The following is a 12,630-nucleotide window of genomic DNA, read 5'->3' as shown; positions in this document are numbered from 1 at the left end:
CGGGTCCGTCGGGACGTGTCGTCCCTGCTGCGGGCTGCGTCGAAGGCCTCCGGGCGGTGCGCTCGACGTCGAGCACTCATAACTCTAGCCATTAGACGAAGGGTGCAACGATCTGTCTCGGCGATCCGGTCCGGCCGGGGGAGTCGTGATCCAACCGTGACCAGGCAGGCTTTCCATCCATTCGTCTAAGGGTTAGGTTAACCCCGACAGTTTCTCGACGGTGCCGTGGGACGACGACGCGGCGGCGCCGTCCCTGACCGCAGAGAGGCGGACAGCATGAGCACGAAGAGGTCGAAGAGCCTCCGGGCCGGAACGGCCGCGATCGCGGCGCTGGGCATCGTCACCCTGGCCGCGTGCGGCTCGGGCGGTGGCGACGACACCGCGGCCGACGGCAGCACGACGCTCAAGATGACGGTCTGGGGCGGCGACGTCGACAAGAAGTCGTACCAGGAGCGCATCGACCTCTTCGAGGCCTCGCAGGACGACGTCAAGATCGAGCTCCAGCTCATCCCCGGTGAGCAGTACGAGCAGAAGGTCCAGACGATGATCGCCGGCGGCGACGGCCCCGACATCATGCAGGTCGCCGAGGGCGTCAACGTCTACTCGTCGAAGAACCAGATCATCCCGCTCGACGACCTCGCCGCCGACGCCGGCCTCGACCTCGAGGAGCGGTTCGGCCCCGTCGGCACGCTCTACTCGTACGAGGACAGCGTCTACGCGATCCCCGACCGCTCCGGCGCGATGATCGTCTACTACAACAAGGACATGTTCGACGCCGCGGGCGTCGAGTACCCGAACGCCGACTGGACCTGGCAGGACGCGCAGGCCGCCATGGAGAAGCTGACCGTCCCCGGCCAGCAGTGGGGCTACTCGGGCGCCGGCTGGTGGGCGCAGTGGTGGTCGTTCGCGTACCAGAACGGCGGCCAGATCATCGACGACGAGGGCCAGCCGCAGGCCAACTCGCCCGAGGTCGTCGAGGCGCTGCAGTGGGCCAACGACCTCACGCACAAGCTGCACGTCGTCCCCACGGCCGCCGAGTACGCGGACATGGGCCCCGACATGGGCGGCGACCCGGCGTTCGCCGCGGAGAAGGTCGCGATGAACACGACCGGCTTCTGGGCGATCAACTCGCTGCTCGACGTGGACTTCAACTGGGACATCGCGCCGATGTGGCAGGGCGAGGAGCAGGCCGTCTCCGCGTTCGGCTCCGGCCTGGCGATCTCGCGTGACAGCGAGCACGCCGAGCAGGCGTTCCAGGCGATCGACTTCCTCACCGACGCCGAGGCGCAGGCCGTCATCATCAAGAACGCGCAGGACGTGCCCGCCAACCTCGAGGTGCAGCAGTCCGAGGCGTTCCTCAAGCCCGAGTGGGCCACCCGCGAGGTGAACATGGGCGCGTTCGGCGAGTCGTCGTCCTTCGTCTTCCGCTCGCCGCTCATCCCCGAGTGGAACGAGATGCAGGCCGCGTTCGACGACAACCTCGGCACGTTCTGGAACGAGGGCGGCGACGCCAAGACGCAGCTGGACACGATCCAGAAGCAGCTCGAGTCGATCATCAAGCCGGCGAGCTGATGACCGCGACCCTCGGCGAGGCCTTCGGAGCGGCGCGGGCGACCAGCCCGCGCCGCCCCGGGGGGCGCAGCGCGCCTCGCCAGAAGCTCACGCGACGGCGCAAGGTCGAGGCACGCTATTTCTGGCTCTTCATCTCGCCGTGGCTGATCGGCTTCGTCGGGTTCCTCCTGGGCCCGATGATCGCGTCGGTCTACATCTCGCTGACCGAGTGGGACTCGTTCACGCCCCCGCAGTTCGTCGGGTTCGACAACTACACGCGGGCGCTGACGGACGACCCGATCTTCTGGAAGGCGCTCGGCAACACGTTCTTCTACGCGCTCGTGTCGGTCCCGCTCGGGCTCGTCATCGGCGTCTGGCTCGCGAACCTGCTCAACAAGAAGGTCCGCGGCCGCAAGCTGTTCCGCACGTTCATCTACCTGCCCACGCTCGTGCCGCTCGTGGCCACCGCGATGGTGTTCAAGATGGTCCTCGCGCCGTCCGGTCCGCTCAACGACCTGCTGGGCGTCGTCGGCGTGCAGGGCCCGGACTGGCTGCTCGACCCGACGTGGGTCAAGCCCGCCCTGGTCGTGCTGTCCGCGTGGGGCGCCGGCGGCGCGACCGTGCTCCTGCTGTCCGCCATGAACGGCATCCCCAAGGAGTTCTACGAGGCCGCGGAGATCGACGGCGCGGGGCCGATCCGGCAGTTCTGGTCCATCACGTTCCCGCAGATCACGCCCATCATCTTCTTCAACCTCATCATGGGGCTGATCGGGGCGTTCCAGATCTTCGGGCAGGTCTACATCCTCACCTCCGGAGGACCCGACAACGCGAGCATGATGATGGTGCCGCTGCTCTTCCGTGAGGCCTTCAGCTTCTACCACTTCGGCTACGCCTCGGCGATCGCCTGGCTGCTGTTCCTCGTGATCATCGTCTTCACGATCATCGCGTTCCGGACGTCCAAGAAGTGGGTCTTCTACGAGACGGAGGTGCGGTGATGGCTGCCGCCACCCAGGTGCCGCCCATCGCGGCGCCCCCGCACGACGAGCCCGGCGAGAGCAAGCACGGCGACCTCACGTCGGCCCGCACCCTCAAGGCGTTCAAGGCGTCGCCGGCCACCTACGCGGTGCTGCTGGTCGTCTCCGCGATCTTCTTCGTGCCGTTCATCCTCATGTTCTCGATCGCCCTCGCGAGCGACCAGACGAGCGCCACGAACATGTTCACGATCATCCCGACGGAGTTCGAGTGGTCGAACTTCTCGGACGTGTTCACGGCCACCGGCCTGCCGGTCGGCACGTTCATCCTCAACTCGGTCATCATCGCGACGCTGTCGGCCGTCGGCCAGGTGCTGTCGTCGTCGCTCGTCGGCTACGCGTTCGCGCGGCTGCGGGCGCCCGGCAAGAACGTCATGTTCATGGTCGTGCTCGCCACGATGATGATCCCCGCGCAGATCACGATGATCCCCCAGTTCCTGCTGTTCAAGGAGCTCGGCTGGGTCAACACGTTCCTGCCGCTCATCATCCCGAACTTCTTCTCCAACGCGTTCAACGTGTTCCTCGTGCGGCAGTTCGTCTCGCGCATCCCGAGCGAGATGGACGAGGCCGCGCAGGTCGACGGGCTCGGCTACTTCGGCATCTACCGCCGGATCATCCTGCCGATGATGTGGCCGATCCTCACGGCCATCGCGATCTTCACGCTCACCGCCGCGTGGGGCGACTTCATGGGGCCGCTCATCTACCTCAACCAGGAGGACATGATGCCGCTGGCCCTCGGCCTGCAGTACATGACCTCCACGAGCAACGCGATGCAGCTCCCGCCGTGGAACCTCGTGATGGTCGGCTCGATCATGCTGACGCTGCCGATGATCGCGATCTACTACCTCGGCCAGAAGTACCTGTACGAGATGAACGTGTCGGCCGGAAGCGCGGGTGTGAAGTGACGGTGCTCGACACGCGACCCGGGCTCACCACGTCCGGGCTCGTGCTCGACGGCCAGGAGCAGGTGCTGCTGTGCGCGTCGCTGTTCTACTTCCGCCTGCCGCGCGAGACCTGGGCGGACCGCCTCGCCCAGGTCCGCGCGTCCGGGTACACGGTCATCGACGTGTACCTGCCGTGGAACTTCCACGAGCTCGCCCCGGGCGAGTGGGACTTCGCGGGGCGGCGTGACGCGGGGGCGTTCCTCGACCTCGCGCACGAGGCCGGGCTGTCCGTCATCGCCCGGCCGGGGCCGTACATCTGCTCCGAGTGGGACGGCGGCGCGCTGCCCGCGTGGCTGCCGCTGACCCCCGGCCTGCGGATCCGGCAGGCCGAGCCGCAGTACCTCGACGCCGTGCGCGGCTGGTTCGACCAGGTGCTGCCCCTGCTCGCCGCCCGGCAGCACGGGCACGGCGGCAGCGTCGTCGCCGTCCAGCTCGAGAACGAGCTCGACTTCTTCGACACCGCCGACCGCACCGCCTACGTGGGCGCGCTGCGGGACATGGCGCTCGCGCACGGCATCGAGGTGCCGCTGATCGCGTGCGCCGGGCAGGGCGACGCCGCCGGGGCGACCGGTGACGTCGAGGGCGTCGTGCCCGCGTTCAACTTCTACCCCTCCGACGCCTCGGCCTTCGTCGAGCCCGAGGTCCGCCGCTACGCCGAGCTGCTCGCCGGGCGCGGGCTGCCCCTGCTCGTCACCGAGACCAACCGCGCGCACGTCACCCTGCGCCGGCTGCTCGTCAGCGGCGCGCGCGTCCTCGCGCCCTACCTGCAGGCGTCCGGGTACGACTTCGGCTGGACCCCGTCGACCGGCAACTGGGGCGACCCCGGTGGGTTCATGACGCACGACTACGACTTCGGCGGCTACCTGTCGCCCGTCGGCGAGCCGCGTCCCGAGATGGTCGAGGCCCGCGTGCTCGCCGCCGTGACCCGCACGCTCGGCGCCCGCCTCGCGCGCGCCGTCCCGCACGCCGCCGACGACGCCTACCGCACCGACGTCCCCACGAGCGCGTCGCCGTCGGTGCTCGCGCTCGACGGGGGTGGGACGCTGCTGGGGGTCCCGAACCTGGGGGACGTGGCAGGTCCGGCCGTCCTCGCTGCCGGCGGCGGCGGGCGTCGGGCACTCGCCGACGTGGCCGACGACGACCTCGTCGTCACGCTGCGCCCGCACTCGTGCACGCTCGTGCTGCGCGACCTGCCCCTCGACGGGTTCGGTCTCGACGGCACGCTCGTCCTCGCGACCGCCGACCTCGTCGGCGCCGGGCCGGACGGGCTCGTGCTCGCCGCGCACGGGCCGAGCACGCTCGCGCTGCGTTCGGGCGACGGCACGCCCGTCGTGGTGCGCCTCGACGCGCCCGTCCCCGGCTCACCCGCGTCGGTCGACGTCAGCGACGGCGCCACGACCTGGCACGTCGTCGTCCAGCACCCGCAGGACGTGACCGACCCCGACGGGACGCGGCACCCCGCCCCCGCCGGACCGTCCGGACGCGCCGCCGTCGCGCACGCCGCCGCGACCGCCGCCCGGATCACGGCCGCCCGGCTGCTCGACCTCCCGACGCGCACCGGCGTCACCGTCCGGCACGACCTGCCGCCCGCGTCCGAGCAGGTCGGCGTGCTGCGCGGCCGCACGCACTACACCGCCGACGTCACCGACGTCACCGAGCTGCTGCTCGTCGGCGCGGCGGACCTCGTCGACCTCGCCCTCGACGGGCAGGCGCAGCCGACGCGGGCCCGCTTCGGCGCGACCGAGCTCGTGCCGGTCGACGGCGCGACCCGCGTCGACGCGACCGTCGAGACGTGGGGCCACCCCAACTTCGACGACGTGCGCCTGCCCGCGATGCGGATGGGGTCGCTGCGGGGCATCGGGCAGGTCTTCTCGGTCACCGGCCGCGAGGACGTGCACGCGCTGTGGACCGTCGACGGCGGCTCGCAGTGGGCCGGCGAGCCCGCGCCCCTGCGGACCCTCGGCGGGTGGAGCAGCACGCGCGTGGGCCAGCCGATCACCTACCGGCGCCGGCTGGACGTCGACGGCACGTCGCCGTACGCGCTGCACGTCGACGGCCTGCCCGGGTCCGCGCGCGTGCACGTCGACGGCGTCGAGCGGCTCGTCACCGCCACCGACCCGTGGGTCCACCTCGCGCCCGGCGAGGGCCGCGAGATCACCGTGACCGTGCCGCACGCACCGGGCGCGTTCGGGCCGACGACCCTGCTGCGGCTCGAGCCCGTCCGCGGGTGGGACGTCGAGGCGCAGTCCGACCACGACCTGCTGGCCCTCGCGGGGTCGTCGGCGGGCGGCGCGCCCGTCGACCTGCCGCTCGCGCTCGACCCCGGCGACGAGCGCTGGGTCGACGTGGACGTGCCGTCGGGCGGCTGCTCGATCCGGTTCGAGGGCACCCACGTGCGGGTCGCCGTCTACGCGCACGACGAGCTGCTCGGGCGCGTGTGGCTCGACGACGACGCGCGCCCCCGGTTCACCGGCGGAGATCCCGGGCGGGTCTGGCTCCCCGCGGCGTGGAACGGTGGGACCATACGTCTCCAGGTGCGCGCCACCGCCGGCCGCACCGACCCCGCACTGGTCGCCGTGCTGGTGACGCCCAGCAAGGAGTAGGGATGGCAGTCCGGAAGAGGTCGTCGCGCGACATCCGCTCGGAGTCGCGGCTGGACGTCCTGCACGCCCTGCTGTCCCTCGGCGAGTCCACCCGCAACGAGCTCGCGCGGCGCACGGGGCTCAGCCTCGCGACCGTCGCGACCGTCGTGTCCGAGCTCATCGGGGAGGGGCTCGTCGTCGAGGCCGGGCTCGCCGCGACCGGCGTCGGGCGGCCCACCACGACCCTGCGCATCAACGGCGGCCGCGGCCTCATCGCGGGCATCGACGTCGCCGAGACCTACGTGAGCGCGCACGTGTTCGACGCCGCCCTCGCCGAGGTCGGCACCGCGGACCTGACCCTCGACGAGCACGAGACGTCCGCCGAGTACGTGGTCGACGCGATCGTCCGCGCTCTCGACGAGGCCGTCGCGTCCACCGGGCTCGACCGGTCCCGCCTGCTCGGCGTCGGGGTCGCGCTGCCCGGGCTCGTCCAGCGCAGCACCGGCGCGATGTCCGTCGTCGTGCCGAAGTGGTCGTGGCGCGCCGACGACCTCATCGACCTGCTGCGGGCCCGCGTCGGCCTGCCGCTCGTCGTCGAGAACCCGCTCAAGGCCATCGCGACCGCCGAGCTGTGGCTCGGCACCGGGCGCGGCGCGTCCAGCATGGTGACCATCAACCTCGGCACGGGCGTCGGCGCGGGCATCGTCCTCGAGGGCACGATCCTGCGCGGCGCGACCAACTCCGCGGGCGAGTGGGGCCACTCCCTGCTCGTCCACGACGGCCGGGGCTGCCGGTGCGGGCGGCGCGGCTGCGTCGAGGCCTACGTCGGTGCGCCCGGCATCCAGCAGACGCTGCGCGAGATCGCGCCCGACCACCCGCTGGCCGACCCCGACCTGCAGCAGCGCGACGTCATCGGCGCCCTCGCGTCCGCCCTCGACGGCCCGGACCCCGACCCGGCCGTGGTCGAGACGCTCGACCGCACGGCCCGCTACCTCGGCTCGGCGATCGCGGACGTCGTCGCGATCATCAACCCCGAGGTGGTCATGCTCACCGGCTGGACCGCGTGGGCGTTGGGCGAGCACCTGCTGCCCGGCACCCAGTCGGAGATCCGCACCCAGTCCCCGAACGGCGCCGCCACGGACCTGACCCTCGGCATCTCCACGGTCCGCGGCAACTCCGCCGCCATCGGGATGGCCACCCTCGCCTTCGAACGCTTCCTGGGCGACGTCGGCCTGGTGACCACGAGGGCCCCCCTGGCCCTCTAGCCACCGGCCCCCCGCCCCGCCGACGAGTTCGTCAGTCCGGGTCGAGTTCGTCGGCTGCACCTGACGAACTCAGCGGGGAGTGACGACCTCACGCCCACGGCCCCGGCGGCGGCCCGGGTGCCGCCCTCCGGGCGAGGTGTCCCGCTCGCCGACGCCCGCCCCGCAGCGCCCAGCCCACCCGGCCGTCGAGATCGCGAGATCCCGTCGAGATCGCGAGCTCCGACTCACGATTCCGACGACACCTCGCGATGTCGGCGGCGGCGGGCAGCGTGCGGGGACGCGGCCGCGGGCTCGTGGGTCAGGTGGTGACGCGGAGGTGGAGGCGCGTCGGGGTCGGGCGGAGGGAGGCGTTCGGGAGGACGCCCGGGCCGCACGCCGCCGAGCCGAGGCCGTGCTGGGCGGCGTCGACGTGCAGCCACAGGAGGCCGTCCGGGGCGAGCTCGTGCGGGTGGGCGGCTGCGGCCAGAGCCGCGTCGGACCACGGTCGGGCGGTGAGCTCGAACCCGGTGACCTCACGGCCGCCGAGGCGCGTGTCGCCCGCGGTCAGGGTCAGCGGACCCGCGGCGAGGTCGAGGGTCGCGCGCGTGACGCCTCGGCGGGCGCCGTTCTCCTGCGGGTGCGTGTAGCGGGTCTGGAGCGCGTCGACGGTGTGCTGCCACCGGCCTGCGAGCGCGGCGCGCGACGAGTCGGCGTACGACTCGTCCGGCCCGAGCCCGACCCAGTCCACGCCGACGGCGCCGGCCGAGTCCTGCTCGAGCGCGAGCAGCCAGCCGAGCCGGGCCACCGACCCCGGCCAGCGGCCCTCGGGCCGCAGGTGGACGACGAGGTCGGCGGTCGAGGCGTCGACCTCGCGCCACTCGTACCGGACGGCGAGCGCGCAGTCGGTGGCGGCGCCCGCGGTGCGGGCCGTCACGACGAGCGTGCCGTCGTGCCACGCGACGGTGTCGAGGCGTTCGTGCAGGCGGGTCAGCCCGGCCCGCTCCCACGCCTCGCCGTCCCCGATCGCGTCGTACCAGGAGCGGCGCAGGTCGTTGTCGGTGGGTGCGCGCCACGCGTCGGCGCGTGCGAGCCGCACGGCCGTGCCGCCGATCCGCGTCACGCGCCCGTCGGCGTCGAGCTCGACGGGCCCGACCCGGTGCACGCCCGCGGTGGACGGGTCCCAGGTCGACGCCGCTGCGCCGGCCGACGAGCCGCCTGCCGCCGACCCCGCCGCGCCCGGGCCCGCGGTGGACGGCGCCCAGGTCGACGACGCCGTGCCGGCTGACGACTCGCCTCCCGACGAGGCGCCGTTCGGCGACGCCGCGGGACCCGTCGACGCGTCGGCGCGCGGGTCGGGGACCGGGGGGAGGGTGCCGCGGCGCAGGAGGAGCTGGCCCGCGCCGAGGTTCCCGCCTGCGAGGTCGGCGGACGCGTCGCGCGGGAGGGCCCGCAGGACGAACCAGACCGTGACGGCGGGGTCGAGGTGGTCGAGCGTGTCGCCGACGACGTCGGCCGCGACGACCTCGGTCGACTCCCCGGGGTCGAGGACGGTGTCGATCTCGCCCTTCGCGGCGACCTCACCGTCGGCGACGACGGTCCACACGAGCCGCGCGTGCGCGGTGCTCCGGAACGCGTACCGGTTGCGGACGACGAGCGTCCCGGGCCGGTCGTCGACGGTCCGGACCCCGACGGGCGCGTAGACGGCGGCGAGCTCGAGCAGACCCGGCGACGGGGTGCGGTCGGGCAGCAGGAGGCCGTCGGCGATGAACGTGCCGTCGTGCAGCTCCTCGCCGAAGTCGCCGCCGTAGCCGAAGAACGGCGTGCCGTCGGCGGTGCGCGTGGCGATGCCGTGGTCGATCCACTCCCACACGAAGCCACCCATGACGCGGGGGTGGGCGTCGAACAGGTCGACGTAGTCGGTGAGCCCGCCGGGCCCGTTGCCCATGGCGTGCGCGTACTCGCACAGGACGAACGGCAGGGTGCGGCGGCGGGCGTCGAGCGCGGTGTCGGCCCAGGCGGGCTCCTCGCCGCGGCCGACGAGGTCGACCTCCTCGCTGCTGGGGTACATGCGGGAGTACATGTCGACGTGCTCGCTGGACCAGTCGCCCTCGTAGTGCACGGGGCGGGTGCCGTCGAGCGCGCGGACGGCGCGGGCCATGGCGCCGACGTTGCAGCCCCGGCGGGCCTCGTTGCCGAGCGACCAGATGACGACGCTGGGGTGGTGCGCGTCGCGGCGGACCATGCGGGTCACGCGGTCGACGAGCAGCGGCTCCCAGGCGGGGTCGTCGGTGGGGTTGCCGCGCCAGTCGAAGGCGTCGAACCCGTGGGTCTCGAGGTCGTTCTCGTCCATGACGTAGAGGCCGTGCTCGTCGCACAGGTCGAGGAAGTGCGGGTGCGGCGGGTAGTGGCTGGTGCGGACGGCGTTGACGTGGTGCCGCTTCATGAGCAGCACGTCGGCGAGCATCGTCTCGGGCGTCACGGCGCGGCCGCGGGTGGGCTCGAACTCGTGCCGGTTGACGCCGTAGAGCGTCACGGGACGCCCGTTGACGGTGAAGACGCCGTCGACGATCGCGACGGTCCGGAAGCCTGCGCGCAGCGTGACGGTCTCCGCCGCGGCCGAGACGACGACGTCGTAGAGCCGGGGGTGCTCGGCGCTCCACGGCTCGACGCCGGGCACCTGCACCTCGTCGCCGGCGGCCACCTCGACTCCCAGCTCGGGCACGCGCACCAGGGCTCCGGCGGCGCCCTCGACGGACACGCGCAGCACCCCCTCACCGGTGACGTGGTCGTAGGCGGCGTGCAGCGTGACGTGCTCGACGCCGCCGGCCGGCCGGTGCTCCAGACTCACCCCGCGGTAGATGCCGGACAGCCACCACTGGTCCTGGTCCTCGAGGTAGGTGTGCGCCGACCACTGGGTGACGCGGACCGCGAGGAGGTTGTCGCCGTCGACGAGGGCGTCGGTCGCGTCGACCTCGGTGGGCACCCGGGAGCCCGACGACTGGGCGAGCACGCGCCCGTTGACGGCGACCTCGAACCAGGAGTCGACGCCCTCGAACCGCAGCACGACCCGGCCCTCGGACCGCCAGTCGGCGGGCACGGTGAAGGTGCGCCGGTACTCGCCCGTGGGGTTGTCGCGCGGGACGCGCGGCGGGTCGACGGGGATCGGGTAGAGCACGTTGGTGTACGCGGGGCGCCCGTAGGGCCACGCGTCGGGAGCGCCGGCGAGCTGCCAGTGGCCGGGGACGTCGAGCTCGTCCCAGCCGTCGCCGGGGTCGGCGGGAGAGATGCCGGTCGTCGCGGTCTCGACGAGCCGGAACCGCCAGGGCCCGTCGAGCGACGCGACGCCCGCGGTCGACGCACCGGCCGGCGGCCGGAACCGCGCCGGCCGCACCCCGGTCGGTGGCACGAGGGACTCGTGCGTGGGGCGGACGGGAGGCAGCGGCGGGACGCCGCCGAGGGTCGGGACGACGGGCCGGAACGTCGAGCCGTCGACCTGCAGCCGGTCGACGACGACCTCGCGGTGGGTCCCGTCGCCGCCGGGGATCGCGTGCCGGTGGTAGGCGACGTACCAGTCGCCGGTGTGCGCGCGCAGGATCGAGTGGTGCCCGGTGCCGACGACGCCGAGCGCGGGGTCCTTCTGCAGCAGCAGGCCCCGGGCGGTCCACGGGCCGTAGGGGGTGGGGCCCGTGGCGTGCGCGACGCGGTAGTCGGGGCTGCGGGTGTCGTCGACGGACCAGCTCAGGTGGTAGCCGTCGCCGAGCCGGACGACCCACGGCGCCTCGCGGAAGCCGTCGAGGCCCTCGAGGACCCGCACGTCGGCCGGGTCGTAGCCGAGCAGGTCGTCGTCGAGCGGCACGACGCGCGGCGTCATGTTGCCCCAGTACAGGTACGCCTGTCCGTCGTCGTCGACGAACACGGACGGGTCGATCTGCTGCTCGCCGCCGTAGTCGGCCCTGTCGACGAGCGGGTGCCCGAGCGCGTCGACGAACGGGCCGGTCGGGGAGTCGGCGACGGCGACGCCGATGCTCTGCGAGGCGGTGAAGTAGAAGTAGTAGCGGCCGTCGCTCTCGACGGCCGCGGGGGCCCAGGCGTGCCCGTCGGCCCACGCGAGGTCCCGCACGTCGAGAACCGTGCCGTGGTTCGTCCACGTGACCAGGTCGGGCGAGGACCAGGCCTCGAACGACGTGCCCGACCAGCCGTCGTACCCGTCGGTCGTCGCGTAGAGGTAGTACGTGTCGCCGAACCGGACGAGGTTCGGGTCGGCGTAGTGGCCGGGCAGCGCAGGGGTGGGCATGGCGGGGCCTCTCAGGCGGACGGGGGTCCGAGCGTGCGGCGCAGCGCGTCGTGCTCGGCGGCGGTCAGGGGCAGGACGGACCCGTGGCGGGCGCCGGGCGGCAGGTGGTGCTCGGCGACGGGGGCCCAGACGGGCGCGTCGAGGGTGGCCGACGTGAAGGGCACGTACCCGCGGCCGCCGAACTCGTCGACGAGCAGGTACCAGCGGTCCCCGGTGGGGGACGGCACGACGACGGGACCCTCGCCGTGCGCGACGCCGGGGCCGAGGTCGGTGGTGCGGCCGATGCCGTCGGTGACGGGCTCGTACGCGGTGGAGCGCAGGTCGCGCGAGCGCTCGGCGGTGAGGAACTTCGCGGTGCGGGACGCGGACGACGGGTCGCGCTCGTCCTTGGTGAACCGGTACCACCAGCCGTCGTGCCGGAGGAGCGTCGAGTCGATGACGGAGTGGCCGGGGTCGCTCCAGACGCGTGCGGGCTGCACGGTCACGAAGTCCCGCGTCGTCGCGCAGAGCATCCGGTGGTGCGTCTCGCCGAGGTGCTCGGGGTCGTCGGCCGCGTAGAGCGTGGACGCCCAGAAGACGAGGAACTCGTCGTGCTCGTCGTCCCACACGGCCTCGGGCGCCCACGTGCACCCGGCGGTGGGCGGCGACACCTCGACGAGCCGGGGCGTCGACCAGGTGAGCAGGTCGGGCGACTCCCAGACGACGAGCGACCGGCTGCCGGTGCGCACGGCCGCGGCCCAGTCGCCGCTGCCGTGGATGCGCAGGTCGGTCGCGATCACCCAGTACCGGCCGCCCGCGGGGGCACGGACGAGGAACGGGTCGCGCACGCCGCGCTCGCCGACGGTCGAGACGAGCACGGGCCGCCCGTCGTGGAGCACGTCGTAGCGCAGCGGGTCGGCGCCGCGGCTGACGGCGAACCGCACCTGCTCGCCGTCGGGCGTGCTCTCGCCCGCGAAGTACGCGAACAGGTAGCCGTCGACCACG

The 12,630-nt window shown here is 73.1% G+C and carries 7 protein-coding genes; 5 read left to right on the top strand and 2 right to left on the bottom strand.

Annotation, left to right across the window (positions count from 1 at the left end; genetic code table 11):
• The first annotated feature begins 276 nt into the window (after positions 1-276).
• The 5 genes from CELF_RS18355 to CELF_RS18335 are packed head-to-tail and all read left to right on the top strand — an operon-like array spanning position 277 to position 7,373.
• Positions 277-1,572, top strand: a complete 1,296-nt coding sequence (locus tag CELF_RS18355; protein ID WP_013772761.1) for an ABC transporter substrate-binding protein — start codon at positions 277-279, stop codon at positions 1,570-1,572.
• The gene (locus CELF_RS18350) at positions 1,572-2,546 is read left to right on the top strand and encodes a carbohydrate ABC transporter permease (protein ID WP_013772760.1); all 975 of its coding nucleotides are present in this window, start codon (positions 1,572-1,574) and stop codon (positions 2,544-2,546) included. Before CELF_RS18355 ends, CELF_RS18350 begins: the two co-directional genes overlap by 1 nt.
• Entirely contained in the window at positions 2,546-3,487 is a 942-nt protein-coding gene (locus CELF_RS18345; RefSeq protein WP_013772759.1) for a carbohydrate ABC transporter permease, read from the top strand. Before CELF_RS18350 ends, CELF_RS18345 begins: the two co-directional genes overlap by 1 nt.
• Before the next feature lie 2 nt (positions 3,488-3,489).
• Entirely contained in the window at positions 3,490-6,129 is a 2,640-nt protein-coding gene (locus CELF_RS18340) for a beta-galactosidase (RefSeq protein ID WP_041554788.1), read from the top strand.
• Between the two features lie 2 nt (positions 6,130-6,131).
• Positions 6,132-7,373 (top strand): ROK family transcriptional regulator, encoded by a 1,242-nt coding sequence (locus CELF_RS18335; RefSeq protein WP_013772757.1) that lies wholly within the window; start codon positions 6,132-6,134, stop codon positions 7,371-7,373.
• A 298-nt stretch (positions 7,374-7,671) separates the two neighbouring features.
• On the opposite strand, the gene CELF_RS18330 is transcribed toward CELF_RS18335, so the two are convergent.
• Together CELF_RS18330 and CELF_RS20250 are read right to left on the bottom strand one after the other, a co-directional pair.
• Complete coding sequence (locus CELF_RS18330; protein WP_126297901.1) at positions 7,672-11,646, bottom strand: glycoside hydrolase family 2 TIM barrel-domain containing protein; 3,975 nt, start codon at positions 11,644-11,646, stop codon at positions 7,672-7,674.
• A gap of 11 nt (positions 11,647-11,657) precedes the next feature.
• A complete protein-coding gene (locus tag CELF_RS20250) occupies positions 11,658-12,629 on the bottom strand; it encodes a glycoside hydrolase family 43 protein (RefSeq protein ID WP_232014271.1) in 972 nt (323 codons plus the stop codon).
• Position 12,630: the final 1 nt, after the last annotated feature.

The organism is Cellulomonas fimi ATCC 484 (assembly GCF_000212695.1).
Classification (GTDB): domain Bacteria; phylum Actinomycetota; class Actinomycetes; order Actinomycetales; family Cellulomonadaceae; genus Cellulomonas; species Cellulomonas fimi.
Note: the sequence above shows the minus strand (reverse complement) of the source record. Positions and strands in the feature narration are given on the sequence as shown.

Bases quoted from the DNA above. Each gene is read 5' to 3' on its own strand.
- CELF_RS18355 (WP_013772761.1), top strand. From the start codon at position 277: ATGAGCACGAAGAGGTCGAAGAGCCTCCGGGCCGGAACGGCCGCGATC.
- CELF_RS18350 (WP_013772760.1), top strand. From the start codon at position 1,572: ATGACCGCGACCCTCGGCGAGGCCTTCGGAGCGGCGCGGGCGACCAGC.
- CELF_RS18345 (WP_013772759.1), top strand. From the start codon at position 2,546: ATGGCTGCCGCCACCCAGGTGCCGCCCATCGCGGCGCCCCCGCACGAC.
- CELF_RS18335 (WP_013772757.1), top strand. From the start codon at position 6,132: ATGGCAGTCCGGAAGAGGTCGTCGCGCGACATCCGCTCGGAGTCGCGG.
- CELF_RS18330 (WP_126297901.1), bottom strand. From the start codon at position 11,646: ATGCCCACCCCTGCGCTGCCCGGCCACTACGCCGACCCGAACCTCGTC.